The 26680-nt window shown below is 32.0% G+C and carries 26 protein-coding genes; 10 read left to right on the top strand and 16 right to left on the bottom strand.

Going from position 1 to position 26680, the window contains the following annotated elements:
- Positions 1-110: 110 nt before the first annotated feature.
- Positions 111-776 carry a uracil-DNA glycosylase gene (locus V6624_RS16145; RefSeq protein ID WP_111291011.1) on the bottom strand — a complete coding sequence of 222 codons (666 nt, stop codon included), beginning with the start codon at positions 774-776 and terminating at the stop codon, positions 111-113.
- A 183-nt stretch (positions 777-959) separates the two neighbouring features.
- Here V6624_RS16145 and V6624_RS16140 point away from each other — a divergent pair, with 183 nt between their 5' ends.
- Both V6624_RS16140 and V6624_RS16135 read left to right on the top strand, forming a co-directional pair.
- Positions 960-3125: an endonuclease MutS2 gene (locus V6624_RS16140; RefSeq protein ID WP_111291009.1), complete on the top strand. Its 2166-nt coding sequence runs from the start codon at positions 960-962 to the stop codon at positions 3123-3125.
- Positions 3126-3402: 277 nt separating this feature from the next.
- Positions 3403-3816: a thiol-disulfide oxidoreductase DCC family protein gene (locus V6624_RS16135; RefSeq protein ID WP_111291007.1), complete on the top strand. Its 414-nt coding sequence runs from the start codon at positions 3403-3405 to the stop codon at positions 3814-3816.
- A 168-nt stretch (positions 3817-3984) separates the two neighbouring features.
- Here V6624_RS16135 and ettA read toward each other — a convergent pair whose 3' ends face one another.
- From ettA to holA, 3 genes are all read right to left on the bottom strand, one after another.
- Complete coding sequence (gene ettA / locus V6624_RS16130) at positions 3985-5676, bottom strand: energy-dependent translational throttle protein EttA (RefSeq protein ID WP_111291005.1); 1692 nt, start codon at positions 5674-5676, stop codon at positions 3985-3987.
- Between the two features lie 56 nt (positions 5677-5732).
- The gene (locus V6624_RS16125) at positions 5733-5915 is read right to left on the bottom strand and encodes a CAL67264 family membrane protein (protein ID WP_111291003.1); all 183 of its coding nucleotides are present in this window, start codon (positions 5913-5915) and stop codon (positions 5733-5735) included.
- A gap of 63 nt (positions 5916-5978) precedes the next feature.
- Entirely contained in the window at positions 5979-6983 is a 1005-nt protein-coding gene (holA, locus tag V6624_RS16120) for a DNA polymerase III subunit delta (protein WP_338839344.1), read from the bottom strand.
- A gap of 113 nt (positions 6984-7096) precedes the next feature.
- Here holA and V6624_RS16115 point away from each other — a divergent pair, with 113 nt between their 5' ends.
- From V6624_RS16115 to V6624_RS16105, 3 genes are read left to right on the top strand one after another with little or no spacing between them, the layout of a single operon-like run.
- Positions 7097-7549 carry a type I restriction enzyme HsdR N-terminal domain-containing protein gene (locus tag V6624_RS16115; protein ID WP_338839343.1) on the top strand — a complete coding sequence of 151 codons (453 nt, stop codon included), beginning with the start codon at positions 7097-7099 and terminating at the stop codon, positions 7547-7549.
- A 21-nt stretch (positions 7550-7570) separates the two neighbouring features.
- On the top strand, positions 7571-8590 hold the full coding sequence (locus tag V6624_RS16110) for a glycosyltransferase (RefSeq protein ID WP_338839342.1): 1020 nt from the start codon (positions 7571-7573) through the stop codon (positions 8588-8590).
- Positions 8591-8622: 32 nt separating this feature from the next.
- Entirely contained in the window at positions 8623-9456 is an 834-nt protein-coding gene (locus V6624_RS16105) for an OmpA/MotB family protein (protein ID WP_111290995.1), read from the top strand.
- Positions 9457-9728: 272 nt separating this feature from the next.
- Here V6624_RS16105 and V6624_RS16100 read toward each other — a convergent pair whose 3' ends face one another.
- From V6624_RS16100 to V6624_RS16085, 4 genes are all read right to left on the bottom strand, one after another.
- The gene (locus tag V6624_RS16100) at positions 9729-10754 is read right to left on the bottom strand and encodes a carboxypeptidase-like regulatory domain-containing protein (RefSeq protein ID WP_338839341.1); all 1026 of its coding nucleotides are present in this window, start codon (positions 10752-10754) and stop codon (positions 9729-9731) included.
- Between the two features lie 71 nt (positions 10755-10825).
- Positions 10826-11446 carry an L-threonylcarbamoyladenylate synthase gene (locus V6624_RS16095; protein ID WP_072970810.1) on the bottom strand — a complete coding sequence of 207 codons (621 nt, stop codon included), beginning with the start codon at positions 11444-11446 and terminating at the stop codon, positions 10826-10828.
- A 131-nt stretch (positions 11447-11577) separates the two neighbouring features.
- Positions 11578-13914, bottom strand: coding sequence for an ATP-dependent helicase (locus tag V6624_RS16090; protein ID WP_338839339.1), 2337 nt, complete (start codon positions 13912-13914; stop codon positions 11578-11580).
- Positions 13915-14217: 303 nt separating this feature from the next.
- On the bottom strand, positions 14218-14985 hold the full coding sequence (locus V6624_RS16085) for a sulfite exporter TauE/SafE family protein (protein WP_111290989.1): 768 nt from the start codon (positions 14983-14985) through the stop codon (positions 14218-14220).
- 124 nt (positions 14986-15109) lie between these two features.
- On the opposite strand from V6624_RS16085, the gene V6624_RS16080 reads away from it, so the two are divergent.
- Complete coding sequence (locus tag V6624_RS16080) at positions 15110-15634, top strand: hypothetical protein (protein WP_111290987.1); 525 nt, start codon at positions 15110-15112, stop codon at positions 15632-15634.
- Positions 15635-15649: 15 nt separating this feature from the next.
- Here V6624_RS16080 and V6624_RS16075 read toward each other — a convergent pair whose 3' ends face one another.
- The 3 genes from V6624_RS16075 to V6624_RS16065 form a co-directional block, all read right to left on the bottom strand.
- On the bottom strand, positions 15650-16084 hold the full coding sequence (locus V6624_RS16075; protein ID WP_338839337.1) for a hypothetical protein: 435 nt from the start codon (positions 16082-16084) through the stop codon (positions 15650-15652).
- Between the two features lie 21 nt (positions 16085-16105).
- Positions 16106-17014 (bottom strand): patatin-like phospholipase family protein, encoded by a 909-nt coding sequence (locus V6624_RS16070; RefSeq protein WP_111290983.1) that lies wholly within the window; start codon positions 17012-17014, stop codon positions 16106-16108.
- A gap of 119 nt (positions 17015-17133) precedes the next feature.
- Positions 17134-19194, bottom strand: coding sequence for a M1 family metallopeptidase (locus tag V6624_RS16065; RefSeq protein WP_338839336.1), 2061 nt, complete (start codon positions 19192-19194; stop codon positions 17134-17136).
- 94 nt (positions 19195-19288) lie between these two features.
- On the opposite strand from V6624_RS16065, the gene V6624_RS16060 reads away from it, so the two are divergent.
- Genes V6624_RS16060 through V6624_RS16050 form a run of 3 tightly spaced genes read left to right on the top strand, consistent with a single transcriptional unit; the run spans position 19289 to position 20918 of the window.
- Complete coding sequence (locus V6624_RS16060; protein WP_338839335.1) at positions 19289-20032, top strand: diphthine--ammonia ligase; 744 nt, start codon at positions 19289-19291, stop codon at positions 20030-20032.
- Complete coding sequence (locus V6624_RS16055) at positions 20033-20413, top strand: hypothetical protein (protein WP_111290975.1); 381 nt, start codon at positions 20033-20035, stop codon at positions 20411-20413. It abuts the gene before it with no gap.
- A gap of 1 nt (position 20414) precedes the next feature.
- Positions 20415-20918, top strand: coding sequence for a hypothetical protein (locus V6624_RS16050; protein ID WP_338839334.1), 504 nt, complete (start codon positions 20415-20417; stop codon positions 20916-20918).
- 2 nt (positions 20919-20920) lie between these two features.
- Here V6624_RS16050 and V6624_RS16045 read toward each other — a convergent pair whose 3' ends face one another.
- From V6624_RS16045 to V6624_RS16025, 5 genes are all read right to left on the bottom strand, one after another.
- A complete protein-coding gene (locus tag V6624_RS16045; RefSeq protein ID WP_338839333.1) occupies positions 20921-21316 on the bottom strand; it encodes a DUF4348 domain-containing protein in 396 nt (131 codons plus the stop codon).
- Positions 21316-21855, bottom strand: a complete 540-nt coding sequence (locus V6624_RS16040; RefSeq protein ID WP_338839332.1) for a DUF1697 domain-containing protein — start codon at positions 21853-21855, stop codon at positions 21316-21318. The genes V6624_RS16045 and V6624_RS16040 overlap by 1 nt, the downstream gene beginning before the upstream one ends.
- 30 nt (positions 21856-21885) lie before the next feature.
- Positions 21886-22857, bottom strand: coding sequence for a hypothetical protein (locus tag V6624_RS16035; protein WP_338839331.1), 972 nt, complete (start codon positions 22855-22857; stop codon positions 21886-21888).
- A gap of 131 nt (positions 22858-22988) precedes the next feature.
- Positions 22989-23657: a hypothetical protein gene (locus V6624_RS16030; RefSeq protein ID WP_338839330.1), complete on the bottom strand. Its 669-nt coding sequence runs from the start codon at positions 23655-23657 to the stop codon at positions 22989-22991.
- A gap of 140 nt (positions 23658-23797) precedes the next feature.
- Positions 23798-24223: a hypothetical protein gene (locus tag V6624_RS16025; protein ID WP_338839329.1), complete on the bottom strand. Its 426-nt coding sequence runs from the start codon at positions 24221-24223 to the stop codon at positions 23798-23800.
- Between the two features lie 233 nt (positions 24224-24456).
- Here V6624_RS16025 and recG point away from each other — a divergent pair, with 233 nt between their 5' ends.
- Entirely contained in the window at positions 24457-26565 is a 2109-nt protein-coding gene (gene recG / locus V6624_RS16020) for an ATP-dependent DNA helicase RecG (RefSeq protein WP_338839328.1), read from the top strand.
- Positions 26566-26680 lie beyond the last annotated feature (115 nt).

The raw sequence follows: 26680 nt of genomic DNA, 5'->3' as shown, positions 1-26680 counted from the left end.
ACATTAAATCACGTTATTGGGTTTTCTTTTGCAAAATATATTTGTTTTTTTAATCACAAAAACACAAAGTTTTTCCCTTTGTCACTTTGAAACTTTGCAACTAAAAAAAATCACCATTCAATTTCTTTTAATCCTTTAGATTTTAAGAAATCATTTGTTTGGCTAAAATGTTTGTTTCCAAACCAAAATCCCCTATTCGCGCTTAATGGCGAAGGATGTCCAGATTTCAAAATATGATGTTTTGAAGCATCAATTAAAGCAGCTTTCTTTTGAGCGAAACCTCCCCAAAGCAAGAAAACAACATTTTCTTTTTCAGCAGAAATCTGTTTGATAACGGCATCAGTGAATTTTTCCCAGCCTTTTCCTTGGTGGCTTCCTGCTTCAGATTGTCTAACGGTTAAAGTAGCATTTAAAAGAAAAACACCTTGATCTGCCCAACGTTCTAAATTACCCGTATTAGGCATTGGTATATTGAAATCATCTTGAATTTCTTTAAATATATTTTGAAGTGATGGCGGAAACGGAATTCCATCATTCACTGAAAAACACAAACCATTTGCCTGATTTGGACCATGATAAGGGTCTTGTCCAATTATAACCACTTTTACTTCATCAAAATGACAATGATCAAAAGCTGAAAAAATTTGACTCCCTTTTGGGTAACAAACTTTTGTTGCGTATTCTGATTTTACAAATTCAATTAAATCGTTGAAATATGGTTTTTCGAATTCTTCATTTAAAACTGGTTTCCAAGAAGAATGCATTTTTACGTCCATAATTTTTTTTATGCGAATTTCAGAAATTATTGCTTAGAATCATATTTATTAAAAGAAAAATGTTAAAAGTTAAAAGTCAAAAATTAAAACGATAGCAAAGAAAAAAATTTATAATTCATAATTCATAATTCACAATTGATGAATGTTTTCGTACTTTTGCCTTTACTTTCATAAAGAAATTAAATGATCAGTATTACAGAAAAAACGTTACAAGACTTACAATTTCCAACCGTTCTAGAAACCATTTCAGATGGATGCAACACTGATATTGGAAAAGAAAAGGCTTTACAAATAAAACCAATTAGAGACAAAGAAGAATTAATGCAATCTTTGATGCAAACATCAGAGTATGTATCTTCTTTTCAAAATAATAACGCAATTCCGAATCACGGATTTGACGCTATCACGCACGAAATTAAATTCTTAGCAATTGAAGATAGTTTTCTTGAAGTAGGAAGTTTTAGAAAAATTGCTAATCTTTCGGCAACCACAAATGTCTTATTGAATTTCTTAAAAAAATTCGACGATTATTATCCAAATCTAAATGCAAGAGCTTCAAGAGTAGAATTGACAAAAGATATCATAACTGCAATTGACGCAATCGTAGATAAATATGGAGAAATAAAGGACAACGCTTCTCCTGCTTTGGCTGGAATTCGGCAAAATATGAATTTGGTTCGCGGAAAAGTGAATCAAAGTTTTGGTGTGGCTTTAACTCAATATAACGGTTTAGGTTATCTGGACGATATTAAAGAAAGTTTTGTGCAAAATCGTAGAGTTTTAGCGGTTTTAGCCATGTATCGCCGCAAGGTTAAAGGCTCAATTTTAGGAAGTTCAAAAACTGGAAGTATCGCTTATATCGAGCCTGAAGCTACTTTAAAATATTCTAGAGAATTAGCCAATTTAGAATACGAAGAGAAAGAAGAAATCACGAGAATTTTAAAGAATTTATCCAATGTAATTCGTCCTTATCTTCCTTTATTAATTGAATATCAAGACTTTTTAAGTGATATTGATGTAGTTGCTGGAAAGGCAAAATATGCAAATCGTATTAATGGAATTTTACCAACAATTACAGAAGAAAGAAGATTGTTCTTTAGAGAAGCCTATCATCCGATTTTGTATTTAAATAATAAACAAAAGCAAGAAGTTACATATCCGCAAACTATTGAGCTACAACAAGAAAACAGAATTATTGTAATTTCTGGACCAAATGCGGGAGGAAAAACTATTTCCTTAAAAACAGTTGGATTATTGCAATTAATGCTACAATCTGGAATTTTGATTCCGGTTCACGAAAGAAGTGAAACTTTCTTATTTGATAGAATCTTAACTGATATCGGAGATAACCAATCCATTGAAAATCATTTAAGTACATATAGCTACAGATTAAAAAACATGAATTACTTTTTAAAGAAATGTAATAAGAAAACCATGTTTTTAATTGACGAATTTGGTACAGGTTCTGATCCTGAACTTGGTGGAGCTTTGGCTGAAATTTTCTTAGAAGAATTCTACCATCGTGAAGCTTTCGGAATTATTACTACGCATTATTCAAATTTAAAAATTCTTGCAAACGAATTGCCATACGCAACGAATGCGAATATGATGTTTGATGAAAAATCTCTTGAACCAATGTACAAATTGGCTTTGGGTCAGGCAGGAAGTTCGTTTACTTTTGAAGTTGCTCAAAAAAATGGAATTCCGTTTGGATTAATTAATCGAGCGAAAAAGAAAATCGAAGTTGGGAAAGTTCGTTTTGATAAAACCATCGCAACGCTTCAAAAAGAAAGATCAAAACTGGAAAAAACTTCTTTGAATTTAAAAGAGGAAGAAACCAGAGCGCGTGAAGAAAGTAAAAAGATGGAAAACATCAATACTAAAATCCAGCAAAAACTAGAAAGCTATCAAGAATTGTATGATAGTAATCAGAAGATTATATATATAGGACAAAAAATTGACGATATCGCTGAAAAATATTTCAACAACAAAAACAAAAAAGAACTTATTGGTGAATTTTTGAAAATTGTTGAGATCGAAAATTCTAAACGTAAAAAAGCAACTCCGAAAGAAGTAAAAGCAAAAGTTGAAAAACAAAAAGAAATTATTGCTGAAGTACAAGTAAAAGTTGAGGAAATTCGAAAAGAGAAAAAAGAAAAGAAACTTAAACCTGTTGTAGAAAAACCAAAACCAATTTTAAAAGTTGGTGACAGAGTAAGAATGCTCGATGGAAGATCTGTTGGAAGCATTGATTTAATCGAAAAAAATAAAGCGACGGTTAATTACGGAATTTTTACTTCGAAAGTAAGTTTGGATGAATTGGAATTGGTTGAAGCGGTAAAAAAATAAAATTTTCACTCACAGTCGCAATTTTATAGCCTTGAAATTGATTTAAAAAGACCAAAATTAAAATAAATCGATTTAAGGATTTTTTTTTGATTTTACATAAAAGAAGGTCGCTATTTTTTAAAAACTCATTTAAAACAATTTATGAAAGCCGTTTTTAATTAATAAATTTTATCAAAAAATAAAAAACAATAAATAAAACAAATACATAATAAAGAAAGCATTTTAGTAGTTTAAAGTATTATAAAATGTAAAATAAGAAACTCGAAATTAACTTTTAATGGAAAATCTTCCTAAAAATAAAAAAATAGTTCTTTTTGACGGAGTTTGTAATCTCTGCAGTTCTGCGGTTCAATACATTATCAAACACGACAGAAAAGACATTTTCAGATTTGTTGCATTGCAATCTGATTTAGGAATTTCAATTTGCAAACATTTAGGAATCAGCTTTTCTAAGATGGATAGCATTATTTTGTATGATCCAGGAACAGCTTATTTTTATAAATCTTCAGCAGTTATCGAAATAGCTAAAAATTTTGGAGGTTTTTGGAAATTAACTCCTATTTTTAGAGTTATACCAATTTTTATAAGTGACCGAATTTACAATTATGTTGCTAAAAATAGATACAATTGGTACGGCAAAAAAGAAAGCTGCATGATTCCAACTCCAGAATTGAAAGCGAAGTTTCTTTAAGAGAAATTCCAGTTTTTGAAATTCCAAATTCCAATTTTATATACTTCAAGGAGCTTCTTGTGAAGATTTCTCGTTCCTCGAAATGACAAAACTAGACGATAAAATAAAAAATCCCAAATTCACATCAATTGGAATTTGGGATTTTTTTATTGAAATTTTCAGATCTTATTATCTAATCAATTTTCTGTATTTCAAACGTTTCGGAGTTAAATCACCACCAAGGCGTTTCTTTTTGTTTTCTTCATAATCAGAGAAACTTCCTTCAAAGAAATAAACTTCAGAATCTCCTTCGAAAGCTAAAATGTGAGTACAAATTCTATCTAAGAACCATCTGTCGTGAGAAATAATTACAGCACAACCTGCAAAATTCTCTAAACCTTCTTCAAGTGCACGAAGTGTATTTACATCTAAGTCATTCGTAGGCTCATCCAGTAAAAGTACATTTCCTTCTTCTTTTAAAGTCATTGCCAAGTGTAAACGGTTACGTTCTCCACCTGAAAGCATTGAAACTTTTTTGTTTTGCTCTCCACCACCAAAGTTGAAACGTGATAAGTAAGCTCTCGAGTTAACTTGCTTTCCTCCCATCATAATCAATTCCTGACCATCTGCAAAGTTTTCCCAAATAGATTTATTCGGATCAATATTAGAGTGAGACTGATCTACATAAGCAATTTTTACAGTTTCTCCAACTGAAAATTCTCCACTGTCTGTAGCTTGTTCGCCCATAATCATTTTAAAAATAGTAGATTTACCAGCACCGTTTGGTCCAATAATTCCAACTATCCCTGCTTGTGGCAAGGTAAAATTTAAATTATCATATAATAATTTTTCACCAAAAGCTTTTGCAACATTTTTAGCTTCAATAACATTTGTTCCTAAACGTGGACCGTTCGGAATATAGATTTCCAGATTTTCATCTAGTTGTTTTTGGTCTTCATTTAATAATTTGTCGTAGTTCTGCAAACGCGCTTTTTGTTTCGTCTGACGACCTTTTGCTCCTTGACGAACCCACTCCAACTCACGCTCCAAAGTTTTTCTACGTTTAGAAGCTACTTTTTCTTCCTGAGCCATACGGTTTGATTTTTGATCTAACCAAGAAGAATAATTCCCTTTCCAAGGAATACCTTCTCCTCTATCCAACTCAAGAATCCATCCAGCAACATTATCTAAGAAATAACGGTCGTGCGTTACAGCAATAACAGTTCCTGAATATTGCGCTAAATGCTGCTCTAACCATAGAACTGACTCAGCATCAAGGTGGTTGGTTGGCTCATCCAGTAATAATACATCAGGTTGTTGCAATAACAAACGACATAAAGCAACACGACGACGCTCACCTCCTGAAAGGTTTTTGATTGGTGTATCTCCTTCTGGAGTACGCAATGCATCCATTGCGATTTCTAATTTTGTATCGATTTCCCAAGCGCCAAGAGCATCAATTTTGTCTTGTAATGCCGCCTGACGATCCATTAATTTATCCATTTTATCTGGATCCGAGTAGTTTTCTTCAAGGCCAAATAAATCATTAATTTGATTGTATTCTTCTAAAACTGCCATAGTTTCAGCAGCTCCTTCACGAACAATCTCGATAACTGTCTTAGAATCATCAAGAATTGGCTCTTGCTCTAAATATCCTACTGTATATCCAGGCTGAAAAACTACATCACCTTGGTAGTTTTTGTCAACTCCAGCAATAATTTTTAGAAGAGAAGATTTTCCAGAACCATTTAAACCTAAAATACCAATCTTAGCTCCATAAAAGAAACTTAAGTAAATATTTTTAAGTACAGGTTTGTCTGCTCCCTGATAGGTTTTACTCAATTTCTGCATTGAGAAAATTACTTTCTTATCGTCTGACATTTTTTATTTTTATTATAATTATTTATTTTTTTAATGAATTTTGAGATTAAAACTTTCTAAACTCTACCTTTTAAAGCATTGAAAACCCAAGCATTAGCTAAAAAACCAACTCCTACAGCTCCAAATCCCCATCCTGAAACATCGCTATATCTAAAGATTCCAAGACCTATAAGCAACAATCCCATAAGTACCATTATTAAAGTTGCCCATCCTAAAATGGTATTTTTATTCATTCCCATAATTGTGCAATTATTTTAAGTAGTAAAATTTTCAGAAAGGCAAATATCGTGAATTTTAATGGCTTAATTAAATATTTTATACAGCATTTCTTTCAGCAAATCTGATTGAGGTAAAGCATTGGCTCCCACACCTTTACTTTTAACATCAATATCACGTAAAGCCCCAACAATCTGACTTACTTTTCGCATTGGGTAATTTTTTACAGCCAAATCATATTCCTTCAAGAAAAACGGATTCACACCAAGTGCTGACGCTACGTTTTTAGCGCTTTTATCTTTTAATCCGTGGTATTTTAAAAGCTGAACAAAAAATCCAAAAACTAAACCTGTTGTCATAACCAAAGGATATTCCTTCGGATTATGAGCAAAATTATCTGCTATCTTATAAGCTTTCAACTGATTACGTTCACCAATTGCTTTTCGAAGCTCAAATACATTATAATCTTTACTAAAACCAATATTTTCTTCAATATGCTGTGGCGTGATCATAGTTCCTTGAGGCAATATAATTTGTAATTTTTCTAGCTCATTATTGATCTTACTTAAATCTGTACCTAAAAATTCCACCAGCATAGCATTTGCTTTTGGATCAATAGTATACTTTTTACCAGCCAAAACTCTTTTAATCCAGTCTCCTACTTGGTTTTCGTATAATTTTTTACTTTCAAAAACAACTCCTTTCTGACCTAGTGACTTGGTAACTTTTTTACGCTTATCGAGTGTTTTATATTTATAGCAAAAAACTAAAACTGTAGTTTGCATTGGATTATCAACATAAGATTCAATCTTGTCAATTGTTCGAGATAAATCTTGAGCTTCTTTCACAATAACTACTTGACGTTCAGCTATCATAGGATAGCGCTTGGCCGTTGAAATAATATCATCAACAGAAACATCTCTTCCGTACAAAACTGTCTGATTAAAACCTTTTTCTTCTTCAGCTAAAACATTCTGCTCAATATATTCTGACAATTTATCTATATAATAAGGTTCTTCCCCCATTAGAAAATAAATCGGTTTAATATCTCCGGCTTTAATATCGTTAACAATTTTTATTACTTCGTCCATTAAAATAAGTTTTCAGTATTCAGTGTCAGTTTTCAGTGTCAGTTTTCAGTTTAATTCAAAATAAATAATTAGCAAATTTTCAAATTGACTAATTTTCAAATTATATTTGCTTTATGCTTAAACTTAATTTCCCAGCTTACACTTTCCGATTCAAAAATAGCGAAAATAAAGTGTCTATTTTTGATGAAATCAGGAAAAAATTTATAATTCTTACGCCAGAAGAATGGGTTCGTCAGCACGTTGTTCATTTTTTAATGCACGAAAAAAAATACCCCAAATCACTTATTAACGTAGAGAAAGTTTTAACTGTCAATGGATTAAGAAAACGATACGATGTTGTTGTATTCAATCCTGACGGTTCTATACATATATTAGTAGAGTGTAAAGCACCCGAAGTAAAAATTTCTCAGGCAACTTTTGACCAAATTGCTCGTTATAATATGACAATGCAGGCACGGTTTTTGAATGTCACAAACGGACTAAACCATTTTTATTGTCAAATGGATTTTGAAAACGAAAAATATGAGTTTTTAAGAAACCTGCCTGATTATAAAGAAAACCATTAACAAATAAATAATTCAGTACTTTTGGATAAAATAGCTGTTGTCATTTTAAATTGGAACGGAGTAAAATTGCTTGAGCAGTTTTTACCATCTGTCATTCAGTTTTCCGAAGGCGCAACGATTTATGTTGCTGACAATGATTCTACAGATAATTCTGTTGAATTCGTTGCAAAAAATTTCCCAAACATAAAGATTGTAAAGAACTCAGGTAATCATGGTTTTGCAAAAGGCTATAATGATGCTTTACAGCATATTGATGCAGAAATCTATGCTTTAGTCAATTCAGATATTGAAGTAACTGAAAATTGGCTAAAACCAATTCTTGATACTTTTGATAAAGAAAAACAAACTGCAATTATCCAGCCTAAGATTCTTGATTTTAAGAATAAAGAATACTTTGAATATGCTGGTGCCGCAGGTGGTTTTATTGATAAATACGGATTTCCTTTCTGTAGAGGAAGAATATTTGAAACTGTCGAAAAAGACAACGGACAGTATAATGATAATATAGAATTATTCTGGGCTTCAGGCGCTTGCTTTTTTATCAGAAAGAAAGTTTTCGATGAATTAAAAGGTTTTGATGAAAGCTTCTTTGCGCATCAAGAGGAAATAGATCTATGTTGGCGTGCTGCCAATGAAGGACATATAATAAAGTATAATTCTCAATCTGTCGTGTACCACGTTGGAGGCGCAACATTACAACAAGGGAATCCTAAGAAAACCTATTTGAATTTTAGAAATTCATTATTAATGATGGTCAAAAATTTGCCAAAAAGAGGATTGTTTTTTGTGATTTTCTTCCGCATGGTTTTAGACGGAATTGCTGGTATTCGTTTTCTTACACAGGGCAAATTCGGGCATACTTTTGCCATTCTAAAGGCACATTTTTCATTTTATTGCTTATCTTTAAAATATCTAAAAAAACGTAAAGATTTTCAAATACAGCAATACTATACGGTAAAAAGCATCATTTTCCTTTATTATATAAGGAAATTGACCTTATTTAAAGAAATCTTTAACAGTATTCAAAATATTAAAAACTAAATTTGTAATCAAGTCTAATTAAAATTAAATTTATGAGAAAAATAGTTATCGCACTATCAGTATTAATGGCTCTGACTTCATGTGTTTCTAAAAAGAAATATGCTGAGTTAGAAGCTAAAAACAAAGAGACTCAAGATTTGTTAAACTCATGTACTGTAAAATTAAATACGTGCTTAGAAGAGAAAGCTGGATTAGCAGCAACAGCTGAAAGCTACAAACAACATAATCAAGATTTAATCAACAGTTCTAAAGATTTAACTATCTTAACTACTAAAGGTGCTGAAAACCTTGAAAAATCTCTTGAAAGTTTAAAAGAAAAAGATTTGAAAATCTCTAGACTTCAAGACGCTTTAACCAAAAAAGACAGTGTTACTTTAGCATTAGTTACAAGCTTGAAAGGTGCAGTTGGAATTAACGATCCAGATATCGAAGTTAATGTTGAAAAAGGAGTTGTATTTATCTCTATCGCTGATAAATTATTATTTAAAAGCGGAAGTTATGACGTAAGTGACAAAGCTAAATCTGTTTTGGCTAAAGTTGCTAAAGTTGTAAATGACAAACCAGATTTTGAATGTATGGTTGAAGGACACACAGATGACGTTCCTTACAAAAGCAACGGAATTATCTTAGACAACTGGGATTTAAGTGTTAAACGTTCTACTTCAATCGTTCGTGTATTAACAAATGATCTTGGTGTTAACCCAGCTAAATTAATTGCTGCAGGTAGAAGTTCTTATGTACCGTTAGTTGCAAACGATTCTGCTGAGAACAAAGCTCGCAACAGAAGAACTCGTATCGTAGTTATGCCAAAAATCGATCAATTCTATGATATGATTGAAAAAGAAATGAAAAAACAAGCTAAATAATCTTGTTTGACATACTATAAAAACAGAAAAAGCAGGTCAATCGACCTGCTTTTATGTATTCTTAATTTACTATTTAATAAGTAATTAAAGGAGAAATCAAGAATAACATTATCTTTATTAACTAACTAAATTTAACTATAATAAAGTTAGGCATTATTTTTATAAGTTTACACAATTAAAGTATTTATTTACAAAATCAACATTACACTATCTTCTGACGAGACATACTAGTATTTTGAAATCAAATCTGTCTGTCGATTTATAGATACTTTTCAATTTATACCATAATTTAAAGGTACCATTTCTCCTATTTTTTCTTCTGCAATTTTTCCTGTAAAAATAATATCTTCAATATTAGAATTGTTTCCATACTTATATATGTAGAAAGTTTTCACATCAAAAATAACCCTTGATTCTTCTCGATTACCAAATACAAGATCATATGAGGCAACAAATTTTTTGTCGCCGTTTTCTTTTCTTTGACTTATCACTTCAACTTTTGTAAAATTATCTTGTTTAGAAACTTTAAAACAATTCTCAGGAATAACGTCGCTGTTATTTTTAGATATAAAAAACTGATCTTGCCCCCAAGTACCATTGGCTAAATTTCTAAAAAAATTAATTTGTGAACCTTTATACGCTTCTTCTCTTCGTTTTAAAATTAAGTCTGAATTATTGATTTCTTCAAAATGACTGAAACCTGCATAATAACTTTTAATTACATCTCTGGAGTATATGCTTAAACTACCGAATGTAACTTCAAATTTTTGCAAGTCATAGCTTATTTTATAACCTAAGTAAGAATTAATAATCACTAACGGTTTATCCGAATAAGCTTGTAAAACATGGTTTAGTCTATCATATTTAAAGTGAATATCATCTTCATTTTCAATAGTAATTTTAGCACTATTTCTGGTTTCTCCAATAAAATACTCCCTAAATATTTTTAGTCTTTGCTCCCTAGTAAATATATCTTTTTTATTTCCTACAACTATTTCTTTAAGTGTATTTTTGGCAATTTCCATATATACAACAATATCTTTTTTTAGATCAAGATTTGTAATGTATTGATTCTCAAATCCCATATAACTAAACACTAAGGTATTCTTTGCATCAGGGTCGTATTCTATAACAAAATTTCCATTTTCATCGGTACTAGTAGAAATTGTTGTTCCATCTAAAAAAACATTTGCCCCGGACAACGGTACTTTATCATTACTAAATACTTTACCTGCAATCCTTTGGCTGAAACAAGATATAGAAAAAAGTAAAACAAGAAAGAAGAATAAAATTTTCATAATTATACTGTTAATATTCAATACTAATTAACAATATATTATTTAATTTACAGTAAAATCGATGTCTTTTTTTACAAAATATCAATATCGCCTTTTCCTTCTCTTACAATAACAGGTTCATGTTCAGAAAGATCGATAATTGTTGATCCAACATTATCTCCGTAGCCACCATCGATTACCATATCAACGAGATTCTGCCATTTCTCGAAAATTAATTCTGGATCTGTCGTATACTCAATTACATCATCTTCGTCACGAATAGAAGTAGAAACCACTGGATTTCCTAACTGACGAACAATTTCTAAAATTATATTATTATCGGGAACACGAATACCTACAGTTGTTTTCTTTTTAAATTCTTTCGGCAGATTGTTATTTCCTGGTAAAATAAAAGTATACGGACCAGGTAAAGCTCTCTTCAAAATTTTAAAAGTCGACGTATCAATTTGACGAACGTAGTCTGATAAATTACTCAAATCGTGACAAATGAAAGAAAAATTAGCTTTCTCTAGTTTCACTCCTTTAATTTTAGCAATTTTTTCTAAAGCTCTAGAATTGGTAATATCACAACCTAAACCATAAACAGTATCTGTTGGATAAATTACCAAACCGCCATTCTGAAGCACTTTTACCACTTTTGCAATTGCAGCTTCACTAGGTTTATCGGGATATATTTTTATAAATTCAGCCATTTTGTTTTTGTTTCAAGTTTTTTGTTTGTTTCAAATTTTTCAGGCTGAGCGAAGTCGAAGCCCTCATTTGCTAAAAAGCTCTTCGACTTCGCTCAGAGTGACAATAATTTATAGGTTTGAAACAATATTTTTTATCCTACGACATCTAATTTAGCAAATCTTAACAACAATTTCTTAATTCCTCCCACTTCAAATTTAATTTCTGCTTTTCTATCTGCTCCAACTCCTTCAAGATTAATCACTTCTCCTTTTCCAAAACGTTCGTGCATCACAATATTTCCTACCGTCAATTTACTGTCAAATAAATTCGAATTTCCACTGCTTGGAGCATTTCCAGAAACAGGTTTTAATTTTCGAATATTTAAATCTGGTTTCGGATTATTATCTGTAACATGTTTTGGCGGAGTTCCTCCTACAGGTTTTGCTAATCTCAATTTCGATTTATCAACATCTCCAAAAATATCGCCATCAATTGGTGATTTATAACGATAACTTGTTTCAGAAGGGGTTAAATATTCTAGAAACTGCCCATCAATTTCTTCAATAAAACGAGATGGTTCACTGTCTGTTAATTTCCCCCAACGGTAACGAGACTGAGCATAAGTCAAATACGCCTGATGTTCTGCACGTGTCAAAGCTACATAAAACAAACGACGTTCTTCTTCCAATTCGCTTCTAGTACTCATACTCATAGCACTCGGAAACAAATCTTCTTCCATTCCTACCACAAAAACGTGTGGAAACTCCAATCCTTTTGCTAAGTGAATCGTCATTAGCGCCACACGATCTTCGTCATTAGTATCTTTATCTAAATCAGTTGCTAAAGCTACATCTTCCATAAATTCCGAAAGTGCACCTCTTGCTCCGTCAATTTCTCTTTGTCCTTCGGTAAAATCTTTAATACCGTTTAAAAGTTCTTCGATATTCTGAATTTTAGCCATTCCTTCTGGAGTCGCATCTTTCTTTAATTCCTGAACCAAACCAGTTTTTTTAGCAACATGATCTGTTATATAAAACGCGTCTTGATTCTGATCGATAACTTGAAAACTCTGAATCATTGTCACAAAATCCTTCAATTTGTTTTTTGTTCCAGCATTCAGTTTCAAGTCGATTTTATCAATATTCACCATTACTTCCCAAATCGAGCGTTTGTAATGGTTTGCAGCAATAGTCAATTTTTCTACAGTTGTATCCCCAATTCCACGTGCTGGATAATTAATCACACGAATCAAAGCTTCTTCATCTTTCGGATTTAAAACCAAACGCAAATAGCATAAAACGTCTTTAATCTCCTTTCGTTGGTAGAAAGATAAACCTCCATAAATTCTATAGGGAATATCACGTTTTCTCAGTGCATCCTCCATCGCACGCGACTGCGCATTGGTACGATACAAAATAGCAAAAGCTCCATTATGCAACTGATTCTGCATTTTCTGCTCAAAAATCGTACTCGCTACAAAACGACCTTCTTCAGCATCAGTCAAACTTCTGTGGACTTTAATTTTTGGGCCAAATTCATTCGCCGTCCAAACTACTTTATCCAGTTTCGTTTTGTTATGCTCCATAACGGTATTTGCCGCTTCAACAATATTTCGTGTCGAGCGGTAATTCTGCTCTAAACGAAACATTACAACTCCTTCATAATCCTTCTGGAAATTCAAAATATTATTAATGTTCGCACCACGGAAAGCATAAATACTCTGTGCATCATCTCCAACCACACAAATATTCTGAAATCTATCTGATAAAGCCCTAACAATCAAATACTGAGAGTGATTTGTATCTTGGTACTCATCAACCAAAATATAACGAAAACGATCTTGATATTTAGCCAAAACTTCTGGAAAACGTGTCAGTAATTCATTGGTTTTAAGCAATAAATCGTCAAAATCCATTGCACCAGCCTTGAAACAGCGATCAACATACTGCTGATAAATTTCTCCCAATCTTGGTCTTTTTGCCATTGCATCAGCTTCGACCAATTCTGGATTATTAAAGTACGCTTTAACTGTAATCAAGCTGTTTTTATAACTAGATATACGTCCCAAAATTTGTTTTGGTTTGTAAATATCGCGATCCAGCTGCATTTCTTTAATAATAGAAGAAATTAACCTAGCCGAATCCTGAGAATCATAAATAGTAAAATTAGAAGGATAACCTAAATGATCCGATTCTGCACGAAGTATACGGGCAAAAATCGAGTGGAAAGTTCCCATCCAAAGATTTTTTGCCTCACTCGCCCCCACAATATCCGAAATCCTGTGTTTCATCTCGCGGGCTGCTTTATTGGTAAAAGTCAGTGATAAAATATTGAAAGCATCAACACCTTGAGCCATCAAATACGCAATTCTAATTGTTAAAACACGGGTTTTTCCCGAACCTGCACCAGCAATAATAATCATCGGCCCGTCTTTCTTTAAAACAGGTGCCCTCTGTGCTTCGTTGAGCTGGTCAATATATTTCTGCATGTAATTTTCTCCTTTTATGCAAAAATAAGAATTAAAAAAGAAAGTTCCTAAGATGCTACTCAAAGGTTCTGAGATACTAAGGTTCTGAGATACTAAGTTTTTTTTGAAGCCAAAGAATAGGCATTTTTTCAGACATGGGTTCCCGCTTTCGGCTTTATCTCTCCGCTCCGCTACGAGGATATCGCCTCAATCGGGGCTAGATTCAAACATTTTTTTTGAGATGCTAAGCTACTAAGATTCTAAGCTTTTTCTTTAGACAAAAGAGAGAAACTCAGAATCTTAGAACCTTAGCAACTTAGAATCTTATTTAAAAAACACATCGTAAGCAAATCGGATCAAAGTGCCGACAACTACAATCAAAAAGAAAATTCTAATAAATCCATTTCCTTTATTAATTGCCAATTTTGCACCAAGCCAACCTCCAAGACCATTGCTTATTGCCATCGGAACTGCAATTGCCCAAATGATTTTTCCTTTGATCATAAACAGGCAAATCGAACCAAAATTTGTGGCAAGATTTACCATTTTAGCATTCGCGGAAGCGTGAAGAAAATCAAAACCTAGAAGTGCAATAAAAGCCACGACAAAGAAGCTTCCTGTTCCTGGACCAATAAAACCATCATAAAACCCAACTATTACACTAATCACAACTGCATAGATAATTTGAGTTACAGCCGAATGATCTTTAGCAACATGCTGTCCGAAATTTTTCTTGGCATAAGTATAAACAAACAATAAAGACAAAACCACCAATAAAAGCGGTTTCATAAAGTCATTACTGACCATTGTCAAAATAGTTGAACCCAAAAAAGCAGAAGGAACTGCCAAACACATCATTATAATAAGCAGTTTCCATTGAATAATAACTTTTTTCAGATATTGAAAAGCAGCAAAAGCGGTTCCGCTAAAAGCTGGAATTTTCAAAGTTCCAACAACTGTCGAAACAGGAAGATTTGGCAATAAAATCAATCCCATTGGTGTTTGAATTAATCCGCCACCGCCTACAATTGCATCAATAAATCCGGCAGCAAAAGCCGCTAAACAAAGAAAAAATATTATATATGTGTCCATTGCAACTATATTTCGATCAAAGTAAAAAACAAGTTGCAAAAGTACATCTTCCTTTTTGTTTATTACCATAAATTTAAAGTGGATTTCTCATCAAAAAGTATATTTTTGCTAAAAAATTAACCCAATGGATTTTACAAGAATTATAGAATTAGCCAGTTACACTTTACCTGCAATTGTTACTGGATTTGTAGCTTACAGTTTTTTTGAACTGCACATTAAAAACAACGATAAAAAGCGTGCGTTTTTGTTAAACAAACAAGCACATAAAGAATCTCTTCCTATACGTTTACAAGCTTACGAGCGTATGACTTTGTTTTTGGAGCGTATTAATTTGACAAAACTGTTAATTAGAATTACTCCAATTTCTCAAAATAAACACGATTACGAAAACTATGTAATTGATCAAATCGAACAGGAATTTGAGCACAACTTAACACAGCAAATTTACATGTCTGAAGAATGCTGGACTATCATTACAACTGCAAAAAATGCAACAATTCAAATGATTCGTAAAGCTGCAATGAGCGATAAAGTTGAAAATGCAGATAAACTTCGTGAAGTTATCCTGAATGATTTATTAGAAAAACAATCTCCAAGTAATGCCGCATTAGGATTTATAAAATCTGAAGTTGCAGAACTTTGGTATTAAATAGTCTTATAGATTTTAGATTGATTTTAGAACTGTTTGTGTCCAATCTTTATCTGTTTCAGAAATTACAATAACCTTAAAACCATATTTATCACCTTCCATTTGAACTCCTTTTGAATCATCAACATGAAGATCTATATTAAATGAAGGTGGAAATTTTGAGCAATAAATATTTTTATTTAATAAACTTCTTTGGTGTTTCTGCTGGTTTATAATATAATCCACAGAAATACCATATGAATAAAACATCCATTTTATTTTTGAAATGCTTCTGTGAGAAGTAGTATAAATATAAATTTTGTATTTTCTCTTTTTTAATTCTTTGAATAAAATTACTGTCCCTTTTCTTAGTTTCTCAATTCTAAAAATCTTGTGAAACAAATTTCTTTTATCCAAATCAAATTTATTGTTTAATATCAAAGTGTCGTCAAGATCAAAAGAGATTATCATAAAAACTAAACTTTAAAAATCTCAAATCAATATTTTATTATCACTCATTACCTCAGACTTATTCTGAGCATATTCATACCCTTGCTCCCACCATTCTTTCATTACCTCTTTATTAAAAATCAAGGCATTATCTGTTAATTTTATTGGTGTGTAATATAAATTTAATTTTACATTCTTATTGTTTGCCATAAGTTTTCCTATAGCAATATCATGTTTTTCTACTTGGTCTAAAGCGATTCGGAACAAATCGATCATTAACGAAAAAGGATTTTTACCAATAACCATTTTAGAAGTATTAACCTCTGTTTCTAAAATAATAACATCAATTTCTGTAGCACCACGATTGATTGCTTCACGTATTGGAACCAAGCTTGAAAATCCTCCATCACCATATTCACAGTTGTTTTTTTCAACCAAACTCATAAAAGGAACATAATTACTAGATATCCAAGACCATTCGCAAAACTCTTCATAACTACAATCCTTTACCGATTTATATTCAGATTCGTTTTTAGTGAAATTAGTTACCGTAACAATAACATCTGTTTTTAGTTTTTTGAGTTTATTGAAATCTGAAAGAGAAAAATTATTCTGAATATACTTTTTTAGGCCTTTGCTTTCTCCAAAAGTACGTTTCCCCTTAAAAAACTGACGCAGTACATTAAAGTGATTAATTGTCACGATATCAACGCCATCTTTATTTTTCACCACAAACGGACAAATATTAAAAATACTCGACATGGTAACATTGGTATAAACAGAATGGATTTTTTTAATATGACCGAGAGCTAAATGCGGAATCAATAAACTTCCCGTAGAAGTTCCTATAAACAAATCGTATTCATGTTTTTTTTCTTCTATTAAATACTGGGCAACACCGCCGGCAAAAGCGCCTTTACTACCACCTCCTGAAATAACCAATGCTCTCATAAATTGTAATGTAGGTTTTGTTTTTGGATTTTAAGAGGGAAATTTTAGAGATAAAAAGCAAAATAAAAACTTCATAAACTCTTGAAATCTTTTCCCTAACTTCTTTATTTCTTGATTGATCACTCTTTCAACAAGCGATTCAATTGGAATTGCTCATCGGGTGTCAAATTAGGTAAAATTCTATTAAATGAAGCACGCATTTCGGGATTTTTTAACAGAAGCCGAATAGTATCTCGTCCGAACTTTGAAAATTGCCACATATGATGCGTTGTAGCGCCAACTAAATTACTCAAAACCTGATCGTTAATAATTTTAAAAGCAATTAGTTTTTCTAATGCATTTTGTCTTGTTGTGGCTTCATATTTTGTTGATGAAAATGCAATTAATTCATTAATCAAAGAATCTTGGTCATTGCTGTAGTTTGGTGTAGATAAAGCCAAAGAAAGCCATAGCGTTCTTAGATTATAATCGTTAAAACCAACCCAGTCTTTAGATTTATCCAAATAAACCGTTCTCTGATTCGGGAAATTTCTCCATAACAAATAAAGTGCAATTTCTTGTGTCTGATATGATTTATCCTCTAAAAGCGTTTCATAATTTGCTCTAAAATCTTCTGGAATCTTGGTTAACGATCCAGCTAAATTTTGACGAACATTTATATTATTAGTTTGCAATGCTAAAAGCAAAAGCGCTTTTTTGTCTTCGTATTTTTCATTTTCCAACTGATCAACAACAGCTTCTTTTACAGATTGGTAAACATCTGACTCTAAAGTACTTTTTAAAACATCTGCTTTTTCAGCTAAAGGCGTTTTTTTCAATTTATCGATTTCCAATCGTTTTTGGATTGCTTTGTTTTTGCTCAATAAAGCATTTGCAGTCGGCGTATCAAAAGCAGTCGATTCTAGCCAAGTTTTTTGGAATTTATCCAAATCGAAATTGGACACTTTTTTAATTTCATCGAAGAAATTCTTGGTGTTCACCGTTTGATAAGCATACTTATTCAGATAACTTTTAATCGCTTTTTTGAAAGCTTTATCTCCAATTGATTCATGCAAAACAAACAATGTCCACGCACCTTTTTCATAAAAAGTTAAAGAACTTGCTTTTCCATTCAAAACTGGAATAGTATCTGTGCGGGAAGCAAATTTTATCTGCTGTGCCGTATCGTATAACTTAGAATAGAAATAATCTTCGCCATAAATATCTTTTTCCGCAAGCAAAGCAAAATATGTCGCAAATCCTTCTTGAAGCCAGTGATGCGTACTGCTTTCAGCTGTAATCAAATCTCCAAACCAATGATGTGCCAATTCATGAGCATCTACATTAGTATAATTTCGATCACAAAAACCTGTTGAATCTACTACATATCGTGTTGCAAAAAGAGTTGAAGTCGTATTTTCCATTCCAGCATATAAAAAGTCCCTTACTGGAATCTGTCTGTTAATTTTCCAAGGATATTTTACGCCAATTTCTTTTTCAAGGAAATCAAAAATGCGCTTCGAATAACGGTAAGTTGGTTCAAAACGATCTGCATCTTTGGGTTCATAATAATATTCTAATGGAATTTTGCTTTTGGATTTAAATTCTTTTTTATCAAATTTTCCAATTGCCAGCATTAATAAATACGAACTCATTGGTTTTTCCATTTGATATTGCCAATGATTTAGATTTCCGTTTGTTGTTTTTTCTTTTAAAACTCCATTTGAAACTACCTGATAATCTTTATCATAAGAAATCTCTAAATTAAAAATCAATTTTTCATTCACATCGTCAAAACTTGGAAACCAATTGCTCGTGTATCTTCCCTGCCCTTGCGTCCAAATTTGCACTTCTTCGTTTTCCATATCAACAAAATACAGCGCTTGTTTTGGTTTTGTTGAATAATTAAAAGTTAGATGATTTTCTCCTTTTTTAAATGGAAAAACCAATTTTAACTGTTTGGTTGTATTAATGAAAATGATTTCTTTCTCGTTGATTTTCACGTTCGAGAATTCCATGTTTTTAGCGTCAAGCGAAATAGTATCACAATCCTTTAAAACCTCAAATCGAAAATCGACAGCACCTGAAACTGTTTTTTCTTTTGAATTTAAAGATAATTGTCCTGAAACAGATTTAAAATCGACGAATTGAGTTTGCTGTGCAAAAAGAAAACTGGTGAATAATAGAAAAATGTATTTCATTGAAACAAATTTGAAGGCGAAATCCCAAAGTTACAAAGGTTTCCTTTACAAATAGAATGAAATTTGTAAGTTTACAATATAAAACCGCCAAATCGTGTCTACACCTCAAAAAGCCTTATTTAACTGGAGCAGCGGAAAAGATTCTGCACTTGCCTTATACAAAACACTTCAAAATACTGATTTTCAAATAGAATATTTACTGACAAGCGTAAACCAGCAATATCAGCGCATTTCGATGCACGGAATTCGTGTTGAATTATTACATGAGCAAGCGCAAAGTATCGGAATTCCTTTAAAAATTCTAGAAGTTCCTGAAATGCCAACTATGGAAGTTTATGAAAAAGTGATGACGGAAGTTTTAACGGAATTAAAGGAAAATGGAATAACGCATTCTATTTTTGGAGATATTTTCCTAGAAGATTTGCGTCAATATCGTGAAAATCAACTAGCAAAAATTGGCTTAAAAGGCGTTTTTCCAATTTGGAAAATTCCAACTCAAGATTTAATTCAGGAGTTTATTTCATTGGGATTCAAAACAATTGTAGTTTGTGTAAATGAAAAATATTTAGACAAAAGTTTTGTTGGCAGAATTATCGATCAGGATTTTATAAATGATTTACCTGAAAACGTGGATGTTTGCGGTGAAAATGGTGAATTTCATACCTTTACTTTCGACGGCCCAATATTCTCAAAACCAATTGATTTTGAAATTGGCGAAATTGTCTATCGAAAATATGAAAAACCAGAAAAGAAAGATTCTTCAAACACAGCTTGCGATACAAATGATGAAACTGCTTTTGATTTTGGATTTTGGTATTGTGATTTAATTAAAAAATAAATGAAGTTTTTTTATAAATTTATATTTCTAATTCTTGTTTGCTTCTCTTTGCAGAGTTGTTTGGTTAATAGATGTAAAAGGCCTCAAATTACCGGTTATATTTATGATGCCGAAACGAAAAAGCCAATTGAAAACTGTAAAGTTGGTGAAACTTTAAGTCAATCTAATGGTTATTTTTCTTTAGATGAAAAACGGTATAGGCAATTTACATTTTTTGGTTTTGAAGCGCCAACTTTAGCAGTAAATGAGACTGTTAAAAAAGAAGGCTATGAATCTCAGAATATACAATATATACAACCTTTTGGAGGTGGATTGAAGAAAGGGGCTATACATAATGCAGACACTATTTACATCAAAAAAAATATTTTAAAAACTAACTAATATGGCTTTAAAAGAAAAAGATGAAGTAAAAAAAGTAGTTTTATTTTTGAAAGAAATTGGTATTGAAGTTATTGAAAAAGAGCTTGGAGAAACCTTTTTACCTGGTTTAGAATTAGGGCCTGATTGCATTTATATCGATTATAATAAATTATTATATCCTGGCGATATTTTACATGAAGCAGGGCATCTTGCTGTAACAGTTCCTGCAGAAAGAAAATTAGTTGGTACGGCAGAAATTTCTAAAGATTGGCCAACTCAAGGTGACGAAATTGCCGCAATTTTATGGTCATACGCTGCATTGCATCATTTAGAATTTCCTGCTGAGTTTGTTTTTCATCCAAATGGATACAGAGATAGTTCTGAGTGGTTTATTTCAAATTTCGAATCCGAAAATTATATGGGATTGCCTCTTCTGGAATGGATCGGATTGTGCCTTGGAAATGAAAAAGCCGAAAAAGAAAATAAATCTCCTTTTCCGGCTATGCAAAAATGGCTTCGCGATTAATCTTAAGTAGATTCGTCAACCCAAGTTTTTAGAAACCATTTATTATCTTTTAGCTCGAAAATATAATCGACATAAATTCCATTATCAAGTCCGCGCTGTTGGAGAATGGCTTTGTTTTTCTTTACAGAAATTGTTCGTTTTAAATATTTTTCATCCGCTTTATTATTCAAATTAAGGGCTTTATACTTTTCTTTTGTCATGGTATAATCCGTTAATTCAAAATCGTCATTGTTCATTTTATATTTTAAAGGAAAAACCACTCTGCTAATTTGAAATTTCTGATCAGCATTAAATTTCTTAAAAAAAGCATTAAAATCTTCAGAAGCTGATTTTGTATTTTGAGCATAAATAATAGCATTTAAGCTCATTACAAAAACTATAAAAAAGTATTTTTTCATTATTCAGAATACATTTTAAGCAAATTAGTAACGGTATTCCAGTTGCGAATCGTTGCTGTTACATTTAATTTTTTCTCAATATATTTTTGATCAAAACGGGTTTTTCCAGCGCCAACGGCATATTTTATAAAAATTCTATTTTCATCAATACTTGCTTCATCTGGTTTAAACTGACTGATTTTCAAATCGTTTATACTTTCCTTTTTTAAAGCCATTGAAACGAATGCAACATATAGTCTTTTCGTATCAATATCTTTTTCTTTTAAAAACGAATTATTGGCAAAACAAGATTCCAAGTTCTCTTTGGTAATCATAACAATAGGAACTTCGTGTCCAAAAACTTTAAAAATTTCCTGTTTGATGATAAAACCAATTTTTGAAGCTTCTTCTTCACTATCTACAAAGACATTTCCAGATTGCAAATACGTTCGAACATTTTGAAAACCAAGATTCTCCAGCATTGCTTTCAAAGCTTCCATTTTCATTAAATTATGCCCAGAAACGTTGATTCCGCGTAAAAGCGCTAAATGTGTTTTCATTTTTTCTAATTTAAATTCAAAGATAAAAAACTATTCATCATCATCTTCCTTACTGATTTCAATATCAAATTTCACTAAAAAATCATTGAACTTTTGCTTGTACTTTCTTTTTGCTTGTTCTACAATTTCATCTGCTTCTTCATTTGATTCTATAGCATTAAAACCAAATTGCGCTTTAGCCCATTCCTGAAATTCTTCTTTGTTTTCGCTTTCTTCGTAATATTCTTCATCTTTATAAAAATAAGCATAATCAAAGTCAACAGAAATTTCCGTGTCTAAAGTCAGAAGCTGAATCAGTTTACGAGTGTTTTCTGCCACAATGTGAATTCCACCTTCGTCACCAAAAACAACAATCGGGCAATTATTCAAATCTTTATCAATAAGCCAATACGCATACGAACTTCCTGAACCGTTTGCGCCTGCAAATTCGATAAAACTGTTGTAAAATTCTTCTTCTTCAGACCAAGTCTTTATTCCGGTTTTATCGTCGTTAATCGTAAGTCCAAAACATTCTGAATAGGTTTCAACACCATATTCCTGCTCGAATTCGTATAATTTTACTAAATCTTCAGGCAGTTCATAATTGCCAAATTGAGCAGCAAATTCTTCTAAAGAAAAACGACTATCATAATCTGAATATTCTGTTTCTGCATCTTCTTCCTCTTCTTCAACAACTTCAGCTGTCAACATTTCAAAAGTTGCTATTGCAGCATTTTTTACGCAGAAAAGCTCAATTCCTGGAGCATTTTCATCATTTATCCATTGGTATTTTGGATTTCCTTCTTCATCAAGATATTCCAAAATAAGCATAATTTCTTCATCTTCATGACACCATAAAGCACGCATTCTGATACTAAAACCATTCGAAATTTCTTCAGAAATCTGGCTGTATTTCTTTCCTTCATAATCAAAAGGAATAAACAAATAAGTTGTTCCAGAAATATGTCTAACGATTTTTCCGTTTTCTTTCAATTCCTGATTTTCAGACAAAACTTCAACCATATTAATAAACTGATTACGGAAATCAGCATACGAATATCTCTCTTTTTTATCGTAATCTAAAATTGAAAGTCCTTCTTTAAAAATATCTAAATAATTATTGCCTAAGATTTCATTGCCGTAACTTGAAAGTTCTAAAAAGCATCATCTACAATATCAGACAGTTTATGAGTAGAAGGCAAATAATTTTCTACAGTTATAACAGATCCGTCGGTATCTTGAACATTGCTGCAAATTAAAACATCAGGTCTGCCGGCACTTATAATTGCCTGAACATCCGTAAAACGCTCAAAATGAAACAGCATATCATCAGTATAAATCAACCAAGCTGTAAGATCTCCTTTTACAAAAAGTTCACCATGATTGTATTCTCCAGCAAGTGTATCGCATTGCAATCCTCCACCCAAATAATGAACATTTCCGAACAAATTTATATTGACTGTTGTTGTTTTTCCTAAAACAATTAAGGCAGGAGAATTATCAGTATCATAAGAACTGATAAGTTTTGCAACCGTTAGATTTCCTTTAAAAATAAATCCTAAAATGAAAATATTAGGATGTTCTTCTGTGCTGAAATCCATCTCCAATAAATCCATTTCTACATCTTCTTCTGCTAATAAAAATATTGGATTTTCTTCGTAATCAGGAAAACGCCAAGTATCTTCAAAAACATTGTAGATTTTCTGATTATTGAAATCGGTAAGGTTTCCAATAATATTGTGAGCTTCGTGTCGGTTGATTACTTTAAATGTAATGCCTGAAAACACCATTGTCTCAAAAGGAACTTTTTCTTCTTTAATCATAATTTGAGGCTTATAATTTAAATGCTAAAACAAATCTAGCAATTATCTTTTTTTATTAAAATTATACTGACGATAAAAATAAAAAACTCCGTCAAAAAACGGAGCTTTAAAAAAAATTGAATTAGTAAGCATTCAAAAAATTATTTCTTTTTCTCATACACTAGCATTGGGCCGTCGCATATACTCCACGTTCCGTACAAATTTCCAATACTATTAATGATGTATAAATTTTCTTTTATATTTGAAGTGCAAGATGCAATTATATCGCTCTCTGCAGTATAATTTAATTCAAACTGTGTTTGATCTGTCGTTTTTACTACAGAATAAGTTCCTGAAATAGTTGTAGTTTTTCCGTCTTTCTTTCTTGTTTTAGAGAATGTATTATTGGAATTAAAAGTATACGATTCCTCCCATAATAAAACATCAATCGAATTTACTGCGGGATTACCACTGCCCATTCTTGTTAACGTCCATTGTCCAACGTAACTTGCAGATGGTTTGTCGTCGTTATCAGAACAAGAAACAAGAGAAATAAACAATACAATTAAAAGTCCAATTTTTTTCATTTTTTAAGTTTAATAAGGTTATCTATTTATAAGACTTTCCTTTCTTAAAATAGTTGCGTCTGCAATTTCGATTTAACGATAAATTAATATTCAAAGACTTGAAAACTATAATTCATTTTCAAATTTCCTAATTAAAATCTATCTTCGCTTTTTGATAAAATTCCAAAATTTTAAATTTCAAATTCCAATTTTTCAAATCTAAAATCTAAAATCAGAAATCTACAATAATTTAAATGTCTAATAATCTTCTAGAAACTCCAATTGAATACTTAAAAGGTGTTGGTCCGAGCCGTGGCCAGCTTCTTCGTAAGGAATTGGGTATTCATAAATATGGAGATTTAGTTAATCTTTTTCCGAATCGATATATTGACAGAACGCGTTATTATAAGATTAACGAATTACAGAATACGGGTTCTGAAGTTCAGATTATCGGTAAAATCATCAACATCAAAACGGTTGAATTTGCTAAAAACAAAAAGCGTCTTGTGGCTAGTTTTGTTGATGATACAGGGCAAATTGATTTAAACTGGTTTCAAGGACATAAATGGATTCGTGAAAGTTTAAAACTAAATGAGCCTTTGGTAATTTTTGGAAAATGTTCTCTTTACGGAAGCCAATTTAGTATGGCGCACCCCGAAATTGAGTTGTTAAGCGAACACGAAAGAAGCTTACGTTCGGCTATGCAGCCCGTTTACCCTTCGACAGAAGCTTTGGCTAATAAAGGGATTTCAAACCGCACTATTAATAAATTAATGGAACAGCTTTTTCTGGAAACACAAGCATTGTTTACAGAAACTTTTCCTCCTTTTTTAATTGAAGAATTAAAGCTGATTCCAAAACGTGCCGCATTATTCAATATCCATTTTCCGAAAAGTGCTGAAATTTTAGCGAAAGCGCAATTCCGACTGAAATTTGAAGAATTGTTCTTTATTCAGTTGCAATTAATTACAAAAAATCTCATTCGAAAACATAAAATAAAAGGACATCCATTTGACAAAGTGGGCGAACTTTTTAATGAATTTTATAAAAATCATCTTCCTTTTGATTTAACGAATGCTCAAAAAAGAGTGATCAAAGAAATCAGAACAGATATGGGAAGCAACGCCCAAATGAATCGTTTGCTTCAAGGTGATGTGGGTTCTGGAAAAACGATTGTTGCTTTTATGAGTATGCTTTTGGCGATAGACAATGGTTTTCAGGCTTGTTTGATGGCGCCTACTGAAATCTTGGCAAATCAGCATTTTCTTGGTTTGTCTGAATTTGCTAAAACCTTAAATATCAATATCCGAATATTAACAGGTTCAACTAAAACTTCTGAAAGAAAAATTATTCACGAAGAATTAGAAAACGGAGAACTTAAAATTTTAATTGGAACTCATGCTTTATTAGAAGATAAAGTAAAATTCCAGAATTTAGGACTTTCTGTAATTGATGAACAGCATCGTTTTGGCGTGGAGCAAAGATCTAAGTTGTGGAAGAAAAATGATATTCCGCCACACGTTTTAGTAATGACCGCCACTCCTATTCCGAGAACGTTAGCAATGAGTTTGTACGGTGATCTAGATATTTCTGTTATTGACGAATTACCTCCAGGAAGAAAACCCATTCAAACTGTACATCGATATGACACTAATCGTTTGAAAGTCTGGAAGTTTCTTCGTGATGAAATCGCAAAAGGAAGACAGATTTATATTGTTTATCCGCTAATTCAGGAATCGGAAAAAATGGATTATAAGGATTTGATGGACGGTTACGAAAGTATTTCTCGTGATTTCCCTCTTCCTCAATATGCTATTTCGATTCTTCACGGAAAAATGAAACCAGCTGATAAAGATGCTGAGATGAAACGTTTCTCCGAAGGAAAAACCAATATAATGGTTGCCACAACAGTAATTGAAGTTGGTGTAAACGTGCCAAACGCCAGTGTTATGATTATAGAAAGCGCCGAAAGATTTGGGCTTTCGCAATTGCATCAGTTGCGCGGACGTGTGGGGCGTGGCGCTGAACAAAGCTATTGTATCTTAATGACAGGACATAAACTGAGTTCTGACAGTAAAACCAGAATGGAAACCATGGTTCAAACCAATGATGGTTTTGAAATTGCCGAAGTTGACCTTAAACTTCGCGGTCCCGGCGATTTAATGGGAACACAGCAAAGTGGTGTTCTAAATCTTCAAATTGCAGATATTGTAAAAGACAGAGAAATTCTTTCTTTGGCTAGAAATTATGCTATGAAAATTTTAAAAGAAGATTCTGCTCTTCAAAAGCCTGAACATGCTATATTGCGAGCGATTTTCATCGAATTGACTAAAAAGAAAAACATTTGGAATTATATTAGTTAAAGATGCTAAGGTTTCAAACTTCAAAAAAAAAACATATACTTCATTGCATTCTAATAGATTCTGGTGATTTAGATTTGTTGGGGACCAAATTTAAAGTTTGAATAATTTTATAGAC

This window comes from Flavobacterium ginsenosidimutans (assembly GCF_037478105.1).
Classification (GTDB): Bacteria; Bacteroidota; Bacteroidia; order Flavobacteriales; family Flavobacteriaceae; genus Flavobacterium; species Flavobacterium ginsenosidimutans.
Note: the sequence above shows the minus strand (reverse complement) of the source record. Positions and strands in the feature narration are given on the sequence as shown.